The organism is Lacrimispora sp. (assembly GCF_032078915.1).
GTDB lineage: Bacteria > Bacillota > Clostridia > Lachnospirales > Lachnospiraceae > Lacrimispora.
In genome coordinates, this window is the sequence record NZ_DAMAUN010000051.1 from 1 (window position 1) to 18,958 (window position 18,958).

The 18,958-nt window shown below is 45.3% G+C and carries 14 protein-coding genes and 1 pseudogene; 11 read left to right on the forward strand and 4 right to left on the reverse strand.

What is annotated here, in order from left to right; all coding sequences use genetic code 11:
* The 10 genes and pseudogenes from RT269_RS18560 to RT269_RS18605 form a co-directional block, all read left to right on the forward strand.
* A pseudogene (locus tag RT269_RS18560) lies at nucleotides 1-713 on the forward strand (hydantoinase/oxoprolinase family protein); the annotation flags it as partial.
* 12 nt (nucleotides 714-725) lie between these two features.
* Nucleotides 726-1,361, forward strand: a complete 636-nt coding sequence (locus RT269_RS18565; protein WP_313184807.1) for a hypothetical protein — start codon at nucleotides 726-728, stop codon at nucleotides 1,359-1,361.
* A gap of 75 nt (nucleotides 1,362-1,436) precedes the next feature.
* Complete coding sequence (locus RT269_RS18570) at nucleotides 1,437-2,234, forward strand: GntR family transcriptional regulator (protein WP_313184809.1); 798 nt, start codon at nucleotides 1,437-1,439, stop codon at nucleotides 2,232-2,234.
* A gap of 473 nt (nucleotides 2,235-2,707) precedes the next feature.
* Nucleotides 2,708-4,093: a TrpB-like pyridoxal phosphate-dependent enzyme gene (locus RT269_RS18575; RefSeq protein ID WP_313184810.1), complete on the forward strand. Its 1,386-nt coding sequence runs from the start codon at nucleotides 2,708-2,710 to the stop codon at nucleotides 4,091-4,093.
* 227 nt (nucleotides 4,094-4,320) lie between these two features.
* Complete coding sequence (locus tag RT269_RS18580) at nucleotides 4,321-5,145, forward strand: YdcF family protein (protein ID WP_313184811.1); 825 nt, start codon at nucleotides 4,321-4,323, stop codon at nucleotides 5,143-5,145.
* Between the two features lie 96 nt (nucleotides 5,146-5,241).
* Entirely contained in the window at nucleotides 5,242-8,166 is a 2,925-nt protein-coding gene (locus RT269_RS18585; protein ID WP_313184812.1) for an insulinase family protein, read from the forward strand.
* Between the two features lie 68 nt (nucleotides 8,167-8,234).
* Nucleotides 8,235-9,140: a GTPase Era gene (gene era, locus RT269_RS18590; protein WP_313184814.1), complete on the forward strand. Its 906-nt coding sequence runs from the start codon at nucleotides 8,235-8,237 to the stop codon at nucleotides 9,138-9,140.
* A 15-nt stretch (nucleotides 9,141-9,155) separates the two neighbouring features.
* Nucleotides 9,156-9,821, forward strand: coding sequence for a DNA repair protein RecO (gene recO / locus RT269_RS18595; RefSeq protein WP_313184816.1), 666 nt, complete (start codon nucleotides 9,156-9,158; stop codon nucleotides 9,819-9,821).
* Between the two features lie 287 nt (nucleotides 9,822-10,108).
* Entirely contained in the window at nucleotides 10,109-10,738 is a 630-nt protein-coding gene (locus RT269_RS18600) for a hypothetical protein (protein WP_313184818.1), read from the forward strand.
* 14 nt (nucleotides 10,739-10,752) lie between these two features.
* Nucleotides 10,753-12,141, forward strand: a complete 1,389-nt coding sequence (locus tag RT269_RS18605; RefSeq protein WP_313184819.1) for a glycine--tRNA ligase — start codon at nucleotides 10,753-10,755, stop codon at nucleotides 12,139-12,141.
* Between the two features lie 148 nt (nucleotides 12,142-12,289).
* Here the strand turns inward: RT269_RS18605 and RT269_RS18610 are convergent, their stop codons facing one another.
* From RT269_RS18610 to RT269_RS18625, 4 genes are all read right to left on the reverse strand, one after another.
* Nucleotides 12,290-13,243 carry an ABC transporter permease gene (locus tag RT269_RS18610; protein ID WP_313184821.1) on the reverse strand — a complete coding sequence of 318 codons (954 nt, stop codon included), beginning with the start codon at nucleotides 13,241-13,243 and terminating at the stop codon, nucleotides 12,290-12,292.
* Entirely contained in the window at nucleotides 13,240-14,349 is a 1,110-nt protein-coding gene (locus tag RT269_RS18615; protein WP_092240233.1) for an ABC transporter permease, read from the reverse strand. The genes RT269_RS18610 and RT269_RS18615 overlap by 4 nt, the downstream gene beginning before the upstream one ends.
* Nucleotides 14,346-15,881, reverse strand: a complete 1,536-nt coding sequence (locus RT269_RS18620; RefSeq protein WP_313184822.1) for an ABC transporter ATP-binding protein — start codon at nucleotides 15,879-15,881, stop codon at nucleotides 14,346-14,348. Before RT269_RS18620 ends, RT269_RS18615 begins: the two co-directional genes overlap by 4 nt.
* A 253-nt stretch (nucleotides 15,882-16,134) precedes the next feature.
* Nucleotides 16,135-17,298 carry a BMP family lipoprotein gene (locus tag RT269_RS18625; RefSeq protein WP_313184823.1) on the reverse strand — a complete coding sequence of 388 codons (1,164 nt, stop codon included), beginning with the start codon at nucleotides 17,296-17,298 and terminating at the stop codon, nucleotides 16,135-16,137.
* 235 nt (nucleotides 17,299-17,533) lie between these two features.
* On the opposite strand from RT269_RS18625, the gene RT269_RS18630 reads away from it, so the two are divergent.
* Nucleotides 17,534-18,865, forward strand: a complete 1,332-nt coding sequence (locus tag RT269_RS18630; protein ID WP_313184825.1) for an MATE family efflux transporter — start codon at nucleotides 17,534-17,536, stop codon at nucleotides 18,863-18,865.
* Nucleotides 18,866-18,958: the final 93 nt, after the last annotated feature.

The window sequence follows — 18,958 nt, forward strand, 5'->3', positions numbered from 1 at the left end:
CCTTTACTGCCAATGAAATGAATTTTAAATACCAGATACCGGTAAATGCTGAGGTTATTTCTTCTATCGGCGTGGCACTGGCTATGGTAAGGGAGATGGTAGAGCGGACCATTCCCAATCCCACTGCGGAAGACATCGCAGCCCTTAAGAAAGAAGCAAAAACTTTGGCCATGAACAGCGGTGCAGTGGAAGACAGCATTGAAGTCTATGTGGAGATTGATGAGCAGGCCCAGAAGGTCACAGCCATTGCCATGGGTTCCACAGAAGTTAAGACCACGGACTTAATGAAGAATTGTGATGAAAAAGAAGCACTTCAAATCGCGGCGGAATCCATTGGCCTGGAACAGTCAAAGATGAAGATGGCTGGAAGCAATGGTTCCATATTTGTAGTAACTGCAGAAAAAGACGGGAAGACTCCCGTGAGAATGATAGATAAAAAGGGCTTTGTGAAAGTGCAAAGGTCCAATGGTACGGTACTGGTAACAACTAAGTCCAGGCTCCGTGAGGATTTAAAACTGGCTTGGGATAAGGCCAGCAACTTTTCAAGTGAAGTCAGGATCAACCCGGATTGCTATATTGCCGCAGAATCCAGGGTCATCGATTATTCCGGAATTCCGGCCCTGGAACAGGTATCAGGACTAGCAGGAGTTGAGCTTATTGATATAAAAGAGGATGCAGAAATCATCCTGGTCCTGGCGCGCAACGAGCTGTAAGAGATGAAGCATATGCAGGAACTGATAGAAAAAATTGCTGCTGTTTGCGATGTGACATGGTATAGCCGGGTGTTAAAAAATCACCCGGCTTCCTGTGAACTGTCAGAAGAGGAAGAAAAGGAAATTCTGTTTTATTCCATGGAAACGGCAGAAAAATATGCATCAGAGTTTAAGGGACGCTATGGGAATATTTCCGGTGTTTCTCTTGCAGGTGCAATGGGATTATCCATAAAACGGACAACAGAAGAACTGAGAAGACCATTTTTATATATGGGAATATTTGAGCCGGAAGAAGGTACTATCATGTTAAATGATAGTACCTTAAATGCAATGAAAGATTTTATAAGAGAAAATGATTTGTCGGAAATAATCCGGGATGAAGGACTGGAAGAGGTAGTTCTGTTCCATGAAATTTTCCACTGGATTGAAGAAAACGCACCGGGGATCTATACCCGCAGCAAAATGTTGAAAAGACCGGTATGGAATCTGTTTCCCAGGTCCAGAGGCCTTGACGGGGCAGGAGAGGTGGGGGCCATTCATTTTTCCAAGATAATGAGCGGGATATCCTATTCTCCCTGCCTGTATGAAATGTGTTTATTAATTAAGACGGGTGTTTGTTCTATTGATTTTTTCTCCTCTATCCTATAAAATGAAATATGATTATTTTATTGTTGGAAAATGACGATTATAGAAAAAATATGGTCAATAATAAAAGGAGGTTCAATGTTGGAATTATATAAAGGAACCATATCAGCTTCCGATGACGGCCAGGAGGAGGCTTCCCGCCAGGGAGAAAGCACAGATAACAATGCGTATCAGCTTCTCCGTGAGAAAATCCTGGATCTTCATTTAAGACCGGGAATCAACTTAAGTATCAGGGATATTTGTGATTTATTAAACATTGGGCGCACTCCGGTCAGGGACGCGCTTATAAGGCTTGAACAGGAAGATCTGGTGACCCTTCTCCCCCAGAGAGGAACAAGGGTGTCCAAGATAGATTTAGATAGAGTGGAACAGGAGCGTTTTCTAAGGCTGGCCGTAGAAGAGGAGGTTATGAAGCTGTTCATGGCATGCCATACTCCTACGGACTTAGTGGAATTACAGAACAACCTGATGGAACAGAAAGCCTTTGCCGAGATGGGCAATGGGGATGTAAGGAAGTTTTTGCATATGGATGATGAATTCCATAAAATATTTTACCGGGTAACAGACCGGCTTTTCAGTTTTCAGACCATCAATAACGTTGGAGGCCATTTCAGGAGAATACGGCTGCTTAGCTGCCGGGAAGCGCAAAACATAAAAGAGATTGTTGCCCAGCATGAGGAGATCATACTCGCACTGCAGACAAGGGATACCAAAGAAATGCTTTACGTGCTGCAAAAGCACCTTTTTAAATTGGACAGGGACAAAAAAGAATTAATTAAAAAGTACCCCAGCCTGTTTAAGAGAAACATCAATGAAGACTACGTGAATATTCCATGGACCGATGATTTCTTTGAAACATTTCAGTCCTTTCTATAGGGGAGAGATGGAAATGAAAAACTCAAGTAAAAATATTGACAATTAACACTTCCCGTGTTAGAATTTTTTAAACCTATGAGGAAGAGCAAGTACCATTGTACTTACCACACAGAGAGTTGCAGGCGGTGGGATTGCAGCAGGGAAAGGCAGTTGGGAATGGGCTTCTGAGGGCGAACTGAATGGTAAGTAGGTGAGCCGGAGAGTAAACTCCGTTAAGAAATTCAGCATATGTCAGTATGCGTGAGAGGATGCAAATATGCATCAAGCCGGGTGGCACCGCAGGAGTTATGACGATACATACTCTTGTCCCTGCAATAATTTATTGTGAGGGATAAGAGTATTTTTTATTTTAAAAATCTACTTATCCCGGAAGGAATTATGCCCAAAAACCATGGGCAGGAAAGAGGAAACACCCTACGGGTATACCATTATGCCCAAAAACCATGGGCAGGAAAGAGGAAAGGAGATTTTATATGAGTGAAAACAAGATTCCCTACAAAATTTATCTGGAAGAAAGCGAGATGCCGAAAGCGTGGTACAACGTACGTGCCGACATGAAGAATAAGCCGGCGCCTCTTTTAAATCCTGGAACCTTACAGCCAATGACAGAAGAGGAACTTGGAACTGTATTCTGCAGGGAACTGGTAAAACAAGAGCTGGATGATGATAATCGTTTTATAGAAATTCCGCAAAAAATACTTGACTTTTATAAAATGTACCGTCCGGCCCCATTAGTAAGAGCATACTGCCTGGAAGAGAAGCTTAAGACTCCGGCTAAAATTTATTACAAATTTGAAGGCAATAATACAAGCGGAAGCCATAAGCTGAATTCTGCGATTGCTCAGGCTTATTACGCAAAGGAGCAGGGGTTAAAGGGAGTGACCACTGAGACCGGGGCAGGGCAGTGGGGTACGGCTCTTTCCATGGCATGTTCTTATCTGGAGCTGGACTGCAAGGTCTATATGGTTAAGTGTTCCTACGAACAAAAACCTTTCCGCAGAGAGGTAATGCGTACCTATGGAGCAAGCGTGACCCCATCTCCGTCTGAGGAAACAGAGGTAGGAAGGAAGATCCTGGCTGAGCATCCCGGAACCACAGGAAGTCTGGGCTGTGCCATTTCTGAGGCGGTGGAAGTGGCAACACACACAGATGGGTATCGATACGTACTGGGAAGCGTTTTGAACCAGGTGCTGCTGCATCAGTCGGTGATCGGAATGGAAGCCAAGATTGCAATGGATAAATACGGAATCAAGCCTGATATTATCATTGGTTGTGCAGGCGGCGGCTCCAATCTGGGAGGACTCATATCTCCGTTTATGGGGGAAAAACTCAGGGGCGAAGCAGATTACCGGTTTATTGCGGTAGAACCCGCATCCTGCCCAAGCCTGACACGGGGCGTTTTTGCTTATGATTTTTGTGATACCGGAATGGTTTGTCCGCTTGCAAAAATGTATACCCTGGGAAGTGGATTTATTCCATCAGCAAACCATGCAGGAGGCCTGCGGTATCATGGAATGAGTTCCACCTTGTCACAGCTTTATCATGACGGATACATGGAAGCGCGTTCTGTAGAGCAGACAGCTGTGTTTGAGGCAGCAGAACAGTTTGCGAGAGTAGAAGGGATCCTTCCGGCGCCGGAAAGCAGTCATGCGATTAAAGCGGCAATCGATGAGGCTCTGAAATGCAAAGAGACAGGAGAAGAGAAGACGATCCTCTTTGGACTTACAGGCACAGGATATTTTGATATGATGGCATATGAAAAGTTCCATGACGGAGTGATGACAGACTATATTCCAACGGATGATGATTTAAAGGCTGGATTTGACGGAATTCCAAGATTCCCGGGGAATATGGAATAAAAACACAGTTTGTGAGAGATAAAGGCGGCTGGCAGAAGAAGACAGGTACTATTTTTCTTTTGTCAGCCGTCTTTTACTGAATTCTCATAAATTCATCCGGTGTATCCATACCTGATTTTGCTATAATTTCTGTGACAGTTGTAGAAATCCCTATATTGTGGTATGCTATAAAGGAATTATGCCCAGAATTTACCTGGTTTTAAAAAGTGTAGAATGGAGGCTGGCATATGGCGTTAATTTTTTGGCTGATGGCCGTTTCCTGCATTATTTATTATGTTGTGATCATTCTTTATTCAGGTCTGACCACGTCTCTTTCTTTTATATGGCTTGTATTTGCTGCCATATGCATATTGCTGCCGGTGGGCTGGGAAGCCTATGTGAAACATAAGGATAAGGTTCCCTTATGGATTCCGGTGTCGGTGATTTCCATGTGCTGTACCGGAATTCTGATATTTCTGGTGGTGGAAATCCTGGTATTTACGGGAGTTGCTGCACGGGATACTTCCAATCTGGATTATGTCATTGTATTGGGAGCCAGGGTAAAAGAAACAGGAATCAGTAAATCCTTAAAAAAACGGCTGGATAAAGCCATGGAGTACTTAGATGACAATCCATCTACGATTCTTGTTCTGTCCGGCGGACAGGGGGATGATGAACCTGTCAGTGAAGCCGCAGCCATGCGGGATTATCTGGTCTTTAACGGAGTAAAAGAGGAACAGCTGATTTTAGAGACCCGCTCCACCAGCACGGTAGAGAATATTGCATACAGCCGTGTAGCCATTGAAGCAGATCAGGCGGAAAGGAAAGCCCGCCGTCTGGATCAGCCGATTTTCATGGAGCCGGGAACCTTTGAAGAGGTGCCGGATAAGCCCATTAAAATTGGGGTCCTCACCAGTGATTTTCATGTATTTCGGGCGCTGCAGATTGGAAAAAAATGGGGAATACCGGATATTTATGGCATATCCTGTGGATCTGACCCCATTCTTTTCGTACACTTTTGCGTTAGAGAGTGCGCAGCCATATTAAAAGACAAATTAGTGGGCAATATGTAATTACACGAATGCCCGTGGGCAGGCGAATCTTCCGGATTCGCTTGCTGCACTGCGGACTCACGTATAATATGAACATGCAGGAGGAAAAAACACAGAATGAATCAGTTTAAAGACCTTGCAGCCTATGAGGTTGTAGAAGAAAAGGCAATAAAAGAGATCAAAGCATCCGGATGTGTACTCCGCCATAAAAAAAGCGGAGCCAGGCTGTTCCTCGTATCCTGTGATGATGAGAACAAAGTATTTTCCATTGGATTCCGTACCCCTCCGTCAGACAGCACCGGTGTTGCCCACATTCTGGAGCATAGTGTGCTCTGCGGATCAGACAAATTTCCGGTGAAAGATCCGTTTGTTGAACTGGTAAAGGGTTCCCTTAACACCTTCCTAAATGCAATGACCTACCCAGATAAAACGGTATACCCGGTAGCAAGCTGCAACGACAAGGATTTCCAGAATTTGATGAACGTGTACCTGGATGCCGTACTACATCCAAATATTTACAGAGAACCAAAGATATTCATGCAGGAAGGCTGGCATTATGAACTGGAAAGCCCGGAATCCGACCTGATATACAATGGAGTAGTATATAACGAAATGAAGGGAGCATTTTCTTCTCCGGAAGAAGTGCTGGACCGCTACACCAGGAAAACTCTTTTCCCGGATAACTGCTACGGTCAGGAATCAGGCGGAGATCCTGCCTTTATTCCAGACCTGACCTATGAAGATTTTCTGGCATTTCATAAGAGATATTATCATCCCTCCAACAGCTATATTTATCTCTATGGGGATATGAACATGAAAGAAAAACTGGAATGGCTTGATAAAGAATACCTAAGCCAATACGACGAAATATCAATCGATTCCAGTATCCCAAGACAAAAACCATTCTTAAACCCGGTAGAGGGAGAGACTTTCTACTCCATTACCGAAGGAGAGACCGAAGAAAATGCCACCTATCTTTCCATTAGTACAGCCGTGGGAACAGACTTGGATCCCAGGCTTTATATTGCATTCCAGATACTGGAATACACCCTTTTGGATGCGCCGGGCGCGCCTTTAAAGCAGGCTTTAATTGATGCCGGGATCGGCCAGGACATTTTAGGAGGATATGACAGCGGCATTCTTCAGCCCTATTTTACCATCATTGCTAAAAATGCAAACAAGGAGCAGAGAGGAGAATTTCTCGCTGTTGTAAAAGGTACTTTAAGAAAGCTTGCAGATGAAGGCATCAACAGGAAGAGCCTGAAAGCAGGAATGAACTATTACGAATTCCGTTACCGGGAAGCGGATTACGGTTCGGCGCCAAAGGGCCTGATGTATGGGCTTCAATGCTTGGACAGCTGGCTCTATGACGGAGATCCGATGATGCACTTAGAATACCAGGATACCTTTGATTACCTGAAAAAAGTGGTAGATGACGGATATTTTGAACAGCTTATCAGGGAATACCTTTTGGACAATCCTTTTGAGGCCGTCTTGACCGTAAGCCCCAAAAAGAACTTAACGGCAATGGAAGATGAGAAGGAAGCGAAGAAGCTTGCCGCATACAAAGCCTCTCTTTCAGAAGAAGAGCTTCGGGAACTGGCAGAACAGACCCGTGCTTTAAAAGAATACCAGGAAACCCCTTCTACCCAGGAGATGCTGGAGATGATTCCCATGCTTACGAGAGAAGATATAAGCAGGGAAGCAGAGGAGATCATATGGGAAGAAAAATCGGCCCATGGCGTCAAGGTGATCCATCATGAGATGTTTACCTCCGGAATCGGGTATTTAAAGGTGCTGTTCGATACTTCCGCAGTTCCTGTCGAAGATCTGCCTTACGTAGGATTTTTAAAATCCCTGCTTGGCTATGTAAATACAGAAAACTTCACCTATGGGGACTTAACCAGTGAGATCCATTTAAACAGCGGCGGTGTCAGCTTTAGCGTATCCTCGTATCCGGACTTAAGAAATAATGGAGAATTTAAAGGCTTTTTTATGGCAAGTGCCAGGGTGCTTTATGAGAAGCTGGACTTTGGCTTCTCTATTCTTGGCGAGATCCTGACCCGCTCCATTTTAGATGATGAAAAGCGGGTAGGCGAAGTCATCAGTGAAACCAGGTCAAGAGCCAGAATGAAGCTGGAAGGTTCCTGCCATTCGGCAGCCGTAGCCAGGGCCACTTCTTACTTTTCTGCCACCTCTTCCTTTAACGATTTAACCGGCGGAATCGGGTACTATGAATTTTTAGAGAATCTGGAAAAGGAATATCCTACCCGCAAAAAGGAGATCATTGCCCGCTTAAAAGCGGTCATGGAAAAGCTCTTCACCTCCAAAAACATGCTTGTCAGCTATACGGCAGATGAAGAAGGATATAAGTTGCTTCCAGAGGCTCTTAAAAAGCTCACAGACCTACTGCCGGAAGGAGAAGGAACCCGCTATCCCTTTGCTTTTTCAACGGAAAACAGAAACGAAGGCTTCAGCACGGCTTCCCAGGTCAATTATGTGGCAAGATGCGGAACCTTTGCGGGCAGCGGCCAGGAATATACCGGTGCTCTTAAAATATTGAAGGTCATTTTAAGCTATGATTACCTTTGGATCAATTTAAGAGTCAAAGGAGGAGCCTATGGCTGCATGAGCGGATTTGGCCGTTCAGGAGAAGGGTACTTTACCTCCTACCGGGATCCAAACGTAAGAGAAACAAATCGGATCTATGACGGAGTGGTAGATTATTTAGAGAGCTTTCAGGCAACGGACCGTGATATGACAAAGTATGTCATCGGTACCATCAGCGACATGGATGTGCCGTACCCTCCGTCTACCAGAGGAAACCGCGGACTTGCCGCCTATTTATCCGGAGTTGACCGGGAAATGATGGAAAAAGAGCGGGAAGAAGTATTAAACGCCACTCAGGAAGATATCCGCAATCTGGCATCTCTTGTAAACGCTGTTTTAAATACAGGAAGTCTCTGCGTCATAGGAAATGAAGAAAAAATCGAGGCGGATAAGGATCTGTTCGGAGAAACCAAGAACCTGTTCCACTCATAATACAAAGCCTTACAGGCATACCTTAATGTCCAAAAACGTGGACACGAAAGAGGAAAGGAAACCCCTATATGGAAAACAACTATAAATCAGGCTTTGTTACCCTGATCGGACGTCCAAATGTTGGAAAGTCCACCCTGATGAACCATCTCATCGGCCAGAAGATCGCTATCACTTCCGATAAGCCCCAGACAACCAGAAACCGGATCCAGACCGTGTATACGGATGAGAGAGGACAGATCATCTTCCTTGATACTCCCGGAATCCATAAGGCAAAAAACAAGCTGGGCGAATATATGGTAAGCGTAGCGGAGCGCACCTTAAAAGAAGTGGATGTGGTGCTCTGGCTGGTAGAACCGACTACCTACATCGGGGCCGGGGAGCAGCATATTGCAGAGCAGTTAAGCCAGGTAAAAACTCCTGTGATCCTTGTCATTAATAAAATTGACACAGTGAAAAACCAGGAGGACATCTTGACCTTTATAAGCACTTATAAAGATGTCTGCCAGTTTGCCGAGATCGTTCCTGTTTCCGCTCTAAAGGACAAGAATACGGATCTGATGTTGAAGCTTATCTATAAATACCTTCCAAAGGGGCCTCAGTATTACGATGAGGATACGGTAACAGACCAGCCCATGCGTCAGATTTCAGCGGAGCTTATCAGGGAAAAAGCCCTTCGTCTTTTAAATGATGAGATCCCTCATGGGATTGCGGTTACGATTGAAAAGATGAAGGAGAGGGATAACGGCATCATGGACATTGAAGCCGAAATCATCTGTGAGCGGGAATCCCACAAGGGGATCATCATTGGAAAAGGCGGTTCCATGCTGAAAAAAATCGGAAGCTCTGCCCGCAGGGAAATAGAAGCACTGATGGATACAAAGGTAAATTTACAGCTTTGGGTCAAGGTCCGGAAAGAATGGCGGGACAGCGAGTTGTATATGAAGAATTATGGATATAATGAAAAAGAAATTTAAAAGTGGTGGTAGGAATTGAGGGAAGTTGAAACCATGACGGGGATGGTAATAAAAGTTTCCCCGGTTGGAGAAATGGATAAGCGCCTTGTGATACTCACCAGGGAAAGAGGAAAGATCACCGCATTTGCCAGAGGGGCCAGAAGACCGGGGAGTCCATTCATGGCGGTAAGCCGCCCCTTTGCCTTCGGGCAGTTTTCCCTATATGAGGGCAGGGATTCCTATACCCTCCGGTCGGCGGAGATCACCAATTATTTTGAAGCATTGTCCCTGGATGTGGAAGGAACCTGCTATGGATCCTATTTTCTGGAACTGGCCGATTATTACGCCAGGGAGAATATGGACGGAACAGGTTTTTTAAAGCTACTATACCAGTCCATACGGGCGCTTTTAAAACCAGCTCTTAAAAATGAGCTGGTACAAAGGATTTTTGAACTGAAAGCAATGGTGTTAAACGGAGAATACACAGAAACCCCTCCCTGTCCTGTCAGTGATTCGGCAAGCTATGCATGGGAGTATGTGATCGCCTCACCGGCAGAGCATCTATACAACTTTACCTTGACAGATCCGGTGCTGGAGGAATTTGTCCGCTGTGTAGAGATCAATAAGAAGCGCTATGTAGACAGGGAATTTCATTCGCTGGATATTTTACACACCATGACTGGATGGAAAGTATTGAAATGACGGGTGGGGTTTGGTATAATGTTCAGGAATGCTATGAGCAGTGCGAATCAGGGCACGAGAAAATTTTCGTTGTGCTTGCACATAAGAAAATTTTCTCGTGCCCTGATTCATAGGGCGAATGCCCGTGAGCCCGTGAAGCCTGCGGCTTCACGGGCTGCACTGCGGACTTATGTGCTGCACTGCGGCTTCACGTGCTGCACTATTACAGTCAACACCCCCCAACACAACAGTTTCATAACCAGCACCCGAATCCGCGCAACAACGAATTCAATGCAGGAGGGAAATGGATGAAAAAAAAGAAAGCCTTTCTGGCTGCCATTCTAGCCGCCGGAATGCTGACCGGATGCTTAGGCAGGAGCGGTGGCGGCACCTTGAATGCGGAGAGCAGCAGAATTTATGTAACGGAAGAAGGAACCCTTCAGACCGCCACGGTGGAAACCTATGCGGAACAGGATTATTATCAAGCAGAAGAATTGAAAGCCTATCTGGAAGAAGCTGTTTCCGGATATAACGAGACCCATGGTCAGGGAGCGGTAACCCTGGATTCCTGTACGATGGAAAACGGAAATGCCAAAATGGTTTTCCACTATGCATCAGGAAGTGACTTAGCAGGCTTTGCCTCTCAGTATGAAGACAAAGATAACCAGGTAGATTCCATTACAGTGACCCGTTTGTCCGATGTCCTGGGGCAGAGCGAGTCAGAAGGAGTGGCATTTGTAAAAGCCTCTGATGGAAAACCGGCAGAAAAAAAAGCTTTGTCCAACAAAGGGGATAACTTTGCCATCGTCGTGGAGACACCCCAGCCGGTGACAATACAAACCCAGGGAAGGCTTTTATTTGTTTCCAAGAATGCAGTTATAAAAGATCGCTATACCGTACAGACAGCCCAAGGGAAAAATTACATCATTTTTAAATAAGAGAGGTTAAGATCATGGAAAAGACAATGGAAAAGATTGTGGGACTTGCAAAATCAAGAGGATTTGTATATCCTGGCTCCGAAATTTACGGCGGCCTTGCAAACACCTGGGATTACGGCAACTTAGGCGTAGAACTGAAGAATAACGTAAAAAAAGCATGGTGGCAGAAATTTATTCAGGAAAGCCCATATAACGTAGGCGTAGACTGTGCCATCCTGATGAACTCCCAGACCTGGGTTGCTTCCGGACATTTAGGCGGCTTTTCCGACCCGCTGATGGACTGCAAGGCATGTAAGGAGCGTTTCCGTGCAGATAAACTGATAGAAGATTATATGGCTGAGAACAATATCACCATCGAAGGCTCTGTTGATGCCTGGTCCCAGGAAGAGATGAAGAGCTATATCGATGAGAAGAACATCTGCTGTCCAAGCTGCGGTAAGCATGATTTCACAGATATCCGTCAGTTCAATCTGATGTTCAAAACCTTCCAGGGAGTAACAGAAGATGCCAAAAATACCGTATACTTAAGACCAGAGACAGCCCAGGGTATTTTCGTAAACTTCAAAAACGTGCAGAGAACCTCCCGTAAGAAAATACCATTCGGTATCGGACAGGTAGGTAAATCCTTCCGTAACGAGATCACACCAGGAAACTTCACCTTCCGAACCAGGGAATTTGAGCAGATGGAGCTGGAATTTTTCTGTGAGCCGGAAACAGATCTGGAATGGTTCGCATACTGGAAAGAATTCTGCATCAACTGGCTGCAGACCCTGGGAATCAAAGAAGACGAGATGCGTGTCAGGGATCATGAGAAGGAAGAGCTTTCCTTCTACAGCAAGGCAACCTCTGATATTGAATTCCTGTTCCCATTCGGATGGGGTGAGTTATGGGGAATTGCAGACAGAACCGATTACGACTTAACCCAGCATCAGAATACGTCAGGACAGGATTTGACATATTTTGACGACGAAAAGAAAGAGCGGTACATTCCTTATGTGGTAGAGCCGTCTTTAGGAGCTGACCGTGTGACCCTTGCATTCCTTTGTGCCGCGTATGATGAAGAAGAGATCGCAGAAGGAGATGTACGTACAGTGCTTCATTTCCACCCTGCCATTGCTCCTGTTAAGATCGGTGTTCTGCCGCTTTCCAAGAAGCTGAATGAAGGCGCAGAAAAGGTATATGGAGAGCTTTGCAAATATTATAACTGTGAATTCGATGACAGAGGCAACATCGGAAAGCGATACAGAAGACAGGATGAGATCGGTACTCCATTCTGCGTTACTTATGATTTTGATTCAGAGGAAGATTTCGCCGTAACCGTCCGTGACCGTGATACCATGGAACAGGTAAGAGTTCCCATTGCAGAGCTGAAGAGCTACTTTGAGGATAAGTTCCGTTTCTAAACATGATTCTGTTTATTTAACAGGCATCAGTTCATATAATAAAAAAGATGGAGAAAGAGGCATTTGCCTCTTTCTCCATCTTTTTATCTCTGTCTCTTATCCCTATCTATAATCTCTATCTCAAATCTCCACCTCTAATCCCTACCTTCTACCTCTGCCCCTTATCATAAGGAATCCCCTCTGCCTTAGGAGCCTGAGAGTTTCTGGAAGTGAAGATCAGCACGATCAAGGTGATAATATAAGGCACCATCTTATAGAAGTAACTTGGAATGCCCATTGCGCTTAAGAATGGGATTCCGGAATAGGCTGATGCGATAGCCTTCATGAGCCCGAAGAAAAGGGAGGCAAACATGATATTGACTGGTTTCCACTGGCCGAAGATCAATACAGCCAGAGCCAGGAAACCGTATCCGGCTACGTCTGCGTTAAAATTGGTGGAGGTGGGAACTACAAAGACCAGTCCTCCAAGTCCGCCAAGGGCGCCGGAGATCATAACGCCTGCATACTGCATCCGATATACGTTAATTCCGGCGGAATCGGCCGCCTGGGGATGCTCTCCGCAGGACCGGAGCCTTAAACCAAACCGGGTTTTATAAAGAACAATGGTTGAAAGCAAAAAGATTGCAATGCCTATATAAGTGGTGATATAAGCGTTCTGGAACAGGAGAGGACCGAAAAACGGAATCTTTCCCAATAACGGGACGGATGCAATGCGGAAGGTGTTGCTAAACTGGACCTGCTGTACTCCCTGAATAACACGGGCCACGAAGATGGCAAATGCGGGGGCGAACATGTTTAATGCCGTACCGCTGATTACCTGATTGGACTTCATGTTAATGGAAGCGTAGGCGTGGAACAGGGAAAATACCATACCGGTTGCCATGGAGATCAACACCGCAATGATGAGCTGGAACTGTCCGTTCATGGAGCCGCCTGTAAAATGAATGAACAGGATTCCGGTAAAGGCTCCCATGGTCATGATTCCTTCCAAAGCTATGTTGATGATTCCGCTTCGCTCAGAGAACATGGCTCCCAAAGCTACGATCATGAGAGGAATCATGAAATACATGGTCTGCTGAAAAATGAAATAAATTACGCTCATGATTTCGTTCCTCCTTCCTTAGCTGCTTCTGCTTTTTCGCCTTTCTGTCTGTGAATTTTAGAAAGAATAATCTTTACCATAAGTGCAAAGGCGCTGAAATAAATGATAACCGCAACGATAATATCAATGATTTCCGTTGAAAATTCAAACAGCTGTAAGTAAAATCCCCCGGCTGTTAAGTATGCGATAAAGATGCCGGAGAAGAGAACTCCGATAGGGTTGCTTAAGCCCAGCAATGCAACGGAAATGCCGGTAAAGCCTTCCGATGCCAGCACATCTTTGATTTCAATGTGCTTTCCGGTACCTGCCAGATACAAGAGCCCGCCTGCAAGTCCTGCAATGGCTCCTGCGATCACCATAGATAAAATAATGCTCTTTTTTTCATTGATGCCCGCGTATTTGCTGGCATCCCGGTTAAAGCCCACAGCCTTTAATTCATAGCCAAAGGTTGTCTTGTTAAGAAGGAGCCAGATCACGATCACCGTAAGGATTGCAATGAGGATTCCGCCGTTAACGCTGGAACCTGGGAATATCTTGTCAAGTCCCATCTTTGGAATGTTGGCTGTTGCTGCCACATTCCGGGATTCATTTCGCAGGTTATTAAATAAGGGCTTATAACTTTTTACGATCCAGTTAACCAGATACATGCCGATGTAGTTCATCATAATGGAAGCAATTACTTCGTTTACGTTAAAATAAGCCTTTAAAAGTCCTGGTACAAGGCCCCACACAGCGCCTAAGATGACGCTGGCAAGAAGGGCGACGATCCAGTGAGCCGGCCCTAAGGATGTCCAGAGGATTCCCACATAGACAGCGCCAAATCCTCCCATGATAAACTGGCCGGGAGTTCCGATGTTGAAAAGTCCTGTCTTGAAGGCAAACCCCACAGAAAGACCGGTGAGGATAATGGGAGTTGCATAATAAAATACCTGTCCAACACCCTTGGCTCCATGGGTAAATGCTCCTGATAAAATCGTTGCAAATCCGGGAAGAGCCTGCTTCGGATTGCAGAGAAACAGAATGATCAGGCCTACGATCAATCCAAGCACAATGGCAAAAATGGAAGAAAGAATTCCTGTATGGTCCTTTATTTGTTTCGGTTTCATGATTTGCCACCTTCTTTCTTTGCGCCTGCCATATAAAGACCCAATTCCTGAACCGTAACGTTCTTAGGATTTAGGTCGGCAACGATTCCGCCTTCAAACATGACCAGAATCCGGTCGCTTAAATTCATGACTTCGTCTAATTCCAGGGATACTAAGAGGATGGCGGCACCCGCATCTCTTTGCTTTATCAGCTGGCGGTGGATGTATTCAATGGCTCCCACGTCTAAGCCACGGGTGGGCTGAACCGCCAGAAGGATATCGGGAGTCTTAGAGATCTCTCTTGCTACAATAGCCTTTTGCTGGTTTCCGCCGGACATGCTGCGTGCTGTGGTAAAGGCGCCTTCACTGCTTCTTATATCATAATCCTGGATCAGCTTTTCCGCATATTCATAGATTTTGTCATTTTTTAAGAAAGTACTGCTTTGGAAGTCCTTTTCAAAATACTGCTGAAGAACCAGGTTGTAGGCCAGGTTATAATCCAGGACAAGGCCGTGTTTGTGCCGGTCCTCCGGTATGTGGGACAAACCATGGGTATTTTTGTAACGGATGCTCTTTTTCGTCACGTCTTCCCCATTGATGGAAACGGTACCGGTGCTCATATCGGAAATGCCGGTAATGGCATGGATAAGCTCTGTCTGGCCGTTGCCGTCGATGCCGGCGATGCAGACGATCTCACCTCTTTTTACCTTGAAGGAGACATCATGGACCATCTTTTTTGTCTGGCCCTCTCTTTTGGCCTCCACCGAAAGATCCTTTACTTCCAGCACAACTTCTCCTGGCTTGGAAGGATTCTTGTCAACGGTTAAATTTACCTTTCGGCCAACCATCATCTCTGACATTTCTTCAGGTGTTGTTTCTGCTACCTCTACCGTTCCAATATATTTACCGCGGCGCAGGACAGAACAGCGGTCCGCAACCGCCTTGATTTCATTGAGCTTGTGGGTGATAAACAGGATGGACTTTCCTTCCTTTACCAGATCTTTCATGATCTGCATCAGTTCCTCAATTTCCTGAGGAGTAAGAACCGCGGTGGGTTCGTCAAAAATCATGATTTCGTTGTCGCGATAAAGCATTTTTAAGATCTCGACCCTTTGCTGCATGCCGACGGTAATGTCCGATATGATCGCATCCGGGTCCACGAATAATTTGTATTTCTCACTTAAATCCATAACCTTTTTGCGGGCATCATCCATCTTTAAAAACCCGCGTTTCGTCGTTTCAATGCCCAGAACAATATTCTGAAGTACGGTAAAATTCTCTACCAGCTTAAAATGCTGATGAACCATGCCAATACCCAGAGCATTGGCATCCAGCGGCCCGGTTATCTTTTCTTCTTTGCCTCTGACCGTAATGACGCCTTTTTCCGGCTGGTACAGGCCGAATAAGACACTCATGAGCGTGGATTTTCCCGCGCCGTTCTCACCAAGCAGAGCAAGTATCTCGCCTTTCTTTAATTGCAGAGTGATGTCATCATTGGCGATGATACCAGGAAATTCTTTCGTTATGTGAAGCATCTCAATAATGTAGTCCATAAAATCCCCCTTAATTCGGTACCTATCTATGGGACCTGGTTAATAAAATACACCTTGGTATTTTTCTGTTTTATGAGAAATAAAAAAGAGATGCCGTAAGAGACCAGGTCTGTTTTGACTGGTGAATCAAACGGCATCTCCTTTCCTTTTTCCCGCCCATGCTTTCTGGGCATATAGGTATGCCTGGAAGGTATTCCTCTTTCTAACCCGCGCTATTTGGGCTTAAATGCCCGAAGGAAGCTTCTTTTGCAGGTTATTCTACAAAGTTAATTTTTGTCTTTTCAAGCTTTAAGTCAACCGTAGGATTGTTGTTATCCTGAGAAGGCTGTACAAGTTCGATCTTACCATCCTTTAACTGAGTAAAGATTGCATCATAATCCTGCTGTGTGAACTTGGTGAATTTGGAAGTATCCATTGGAAGTCCGATACCATCGTTCTTTGCTGTGAAGATGCTGGTTTTTCCGCCTGGGAAAGAATTGTCATAGAATGCCTTTACTCCATCGTAAACGGAAACGGACAGTTCTTTCATCGCTGAGGTAATAACAGTATTGGATTCATAGCTCTGGTCGACGTCAACGCCGATAACCTTTGTGCCTTTTTCTTCAGCAGCAGCCATAACGGAGTTACCAACTGCGCCTCCGCATCCAAAGATCACTTCGGTACCGTTCTGGTACCAGGAAGCTGCCATGGACTGAGCTTCCGGTGTGGCGGCAAATGCTCCTGTGTAGTTGTACATGATTTCTATGTTGTCGATTCCCATTTCCTTAGCTGCAACGTCAGCACCTTCTGCAAATCCGTAGCCGTAACGGATAACTGCAGGAACTGCCATACCGCCTAAGAATCCAAGCTTTGTATAGCCGTCTTTCACTGCTGCATAGCCTGCTAAGAAACCAGGCTCGTCTTCCTGGAAGAGGATCGGCATTACATTAGCCTCTGTTCTGAATTCTGAATAATCACCATTGTGAGGTTCGCCATCCAGAAGGATGAAATGAACATCTTTGTGCTGATCCTGGGCAAGGAATACAGGCTCTTCAAATAAAAATCCTGGGCAAACTACTAACTTGGCACCGCCTTCGATGGCAAGGCCGATGGTCTCGAGATAGGAATCCGTGGTACCTTCCTGGGGCTGGTAGTACTTGTAGGAAATATTGTTTTCCTCCGCATACTTCTTCATGCCTTCCCAAGCTCCCTGGTTAAAGGACTTATCATCGATGGTTCCCAAGTCTGTAACCAATGCAAGTGCATACCCGCTGTCAGACTTTTCTGAAGCTGCGGCTGTTGTTTCTGCCGTTTTTTCAGCAGCAGTTGTGGTTTCCGGTGCAGCCGTGGTAGCGCCGCCTTGATTGGAAGATCCACATCCGCTTAATGCTGCAGTCATCATGACTGCCATTGCTAATGCTAATGCTCTCTTTTTCATAATCTTGTTTTTCCTCCTGTTTTTGATTAAATTTCAGAGATACCATTAATGTATCACATTTTCGTTCTGGAAACAATCTCATTTGGTGTTATTTTACAGAAAAAATCAAAAAACAATCGAGCATTTTATGGAATATATTCCTTAACCTCTTACAATGGACGGATATTCTCTGATTTTACTTGTTATTTAAAAGAAAAATGATAGAATGTTAAAAGAATTGAAAAGGAGGATTTTTATGAAAAAGGCAAATTTACTGGAAGAACCGGTGAAGAAGTTATTTTTAAGGTATCTGATGCCATCCATCAGCGCCACTCTGGTTACTTCCATATATATATTGGCGGACACCCTGATGATCGGACGGGGAGTAGGCGCCATCGGCATTGCTGCCTTAAACCTTCTTCTGCCCTTATACAGTCTGTTTTTCGGAACCGGCCTGCTGTTTGGCGTAGGCGGGGGTGTGCTTTTGTCCATTTCCAAGGGAAAGGGAGATGACCATGGGGCCAGGGAATATTTTACGGCTGCACTCTGCATGGCGGCAGTTGCCGGTGTGTTCTATGTGACGGCAGGGCATCTGCTGTTTGATCCTGTGACAAAGTTTCTGGGGAGAAATGAAACCATGGACCTTTATGTCAGGGAATACGGAAGGATACTGGTATGGGGGGCGCCCGTATTCCTGCTTTCTTCTTTCCTGCAGGCCTTTGTCAGAAATGACAGAGCTCCTAAAATGGCAATGATTGCCGTGATCTCCGGCGGTGTCACCAATGTGATCCTGGATTATGTTTTCATCTTTCCTATGAAGATGGGAATGGCAGGAGCGGCGGCGGCCACTGTGATCGGCTCCTGCCTGACTCTTGGCATCCTGCTTACCCATTTATTTTCCAAGGGAAGTTCCTTAAGAATCGCCCTTGGCTTCAAATGGAGAAAAGCAGGGGAAATCGTGGTAAACGGACTTTCCAGCTTCTTATTAGAAACGTGCAGCGGAATCGTCATGTTTTTATTTAACCGCCAGCTTTTGGTTTACGTTGGCGATCTTGGAGTGGTGGTGTACGGGATCATATCCAACAGCGCTTTGATCGTTGCTTCTATTAATAATGGTATCTCACAGGCATCCCAACCTATTCTGGCCATGAATTACGGCGCAGGAAAAAAGGAGAGGTTAAAGGAAACACGCCGTATGGGAGAATTGGCCGTATGCGTTGCCGGTGCGCTGTTTGTGGGAGTGGGCATGCTTTTCCCGGCTCTGGTAACAGAGGCCTTTGTAAAGCCTGCGGACGATATTTTAGCCATGTCGGTTCCTGCTGTCAGGATTTATTTCCTGTCATTTCTTCCCATGGGATTTAATATCTTGTTCAGCACCTGGTTCCAATCGGTATTAAGGCCGGGAAAGGCTTTGTTCATCTGCCTGATGCGTGGACTTGTCTTAAGCAGCGTCCTTGTATTTCTCCTTCCAATGGCATTGGGAGTAAAGGGGATATGGTCCGTCATGCCGGCGGCAGAATTTTTAACGCTGGGGATCTGCCTGGTATTGCTGAAAGAAAATAAGTCTTTTTTGACTGAAAATTCTTAAAATTGTTTTGTTAAATTTTGGCGGTAAAACATGGATTTTAAGATGGAAAATTCGTATATGCGAACTAAAATCGCATATCAGAAAATGACTGAC

Bases quoted from the DNA above. Each gene is read 5' to 3' on its own strand.
- RT269_RS18565 (WP_313184807.1), top strand. From the start codon at position 726: ATGCAGGAACTGATAGAAAAAATTGCTGCTGTTTGCGATGTGACATGG.
- RT269_RS18570 (WP_313184809.1), top strand. From the start codon at position 1,437: ATGTTGGAATTATATAAAGGAACCATATCAGCTTCCGATGACGGCCAG.
- RT269_RS18575 (WP_313184810.1), top strand. From the start codon at position 2,708: ATGAGTGAAAACAAGATTCCCTACAAAATTTATCTGGAAGAAAGCGAG.
- RT269_RS18580 (WP_313184811.1), top strand. From the start codon at position 4,321: ATGGCGTTAATTTTTTGGCTGATGGCCGTTTCCTGCATTATTTATTAT.
- RT269_RS18585 (WP_313184812.1), top strand. From the start codon at position 5,242: ATGAATCAGTTTAAAGACCTTGCAGCCTATGAGGTTGTAGAAGAAAAG.
- era (WP_313184814.1), top strand. From the start codon at position 8,235: ATGGAAAACAACTATAAATCAGGCTTTGTTACCCTGATCGGACGTCCA.
- RT269_RS18600 (WP_313184818.1), top strand. From the start codon at position 10,109: ATGAAAAAAAAGAAAGCCTTTCTGGCTGCCATTCTAGCCGCCGGAATG.
- RT269_RS18605 (WP_313184819.1), top strand. From the start codon at position 10,753: ATGGAAAAGACAATGGAAAAGATTGTGGGACTTGCAAAATCAAGAGGA.
- RT269_RS18610 (WP_313184821.1), bottom strand. From the start codon at position 13,243: ATGAGCGTAATTTATTTCATTTTTCAGCAGACCATGTATTTCATGATT.
- RT269_RS18615 (WP_092240233.1), bottom strand. From the start codon at position 14,349: ATGAAACCGAAACAAATAAAGGACCATACAGGAATTCTTTCTTCCATT.
- RT269_RS18620 (WP_313184822.1), bottom strand. From the start codon at position 15,881: ATGGACTACATTATTGAGATGCTTCACATAACGAAAGAATTTCCTGGT.
- RT269_RS18625 (WP_313184823.1), bottom strand. From the start codon at position 17,298: ATGAAAAAGAGAGCATTAGCATTAGCAATGGCAGTCATGATGACTGCA.
- RT269_RS18630 (WP_313184825.1), top strand. From the start codon at position 17,534: ATGAAAAAGGCAAATTTACTGGAAGAACCGGTGAAGAAGTTATTTTTA.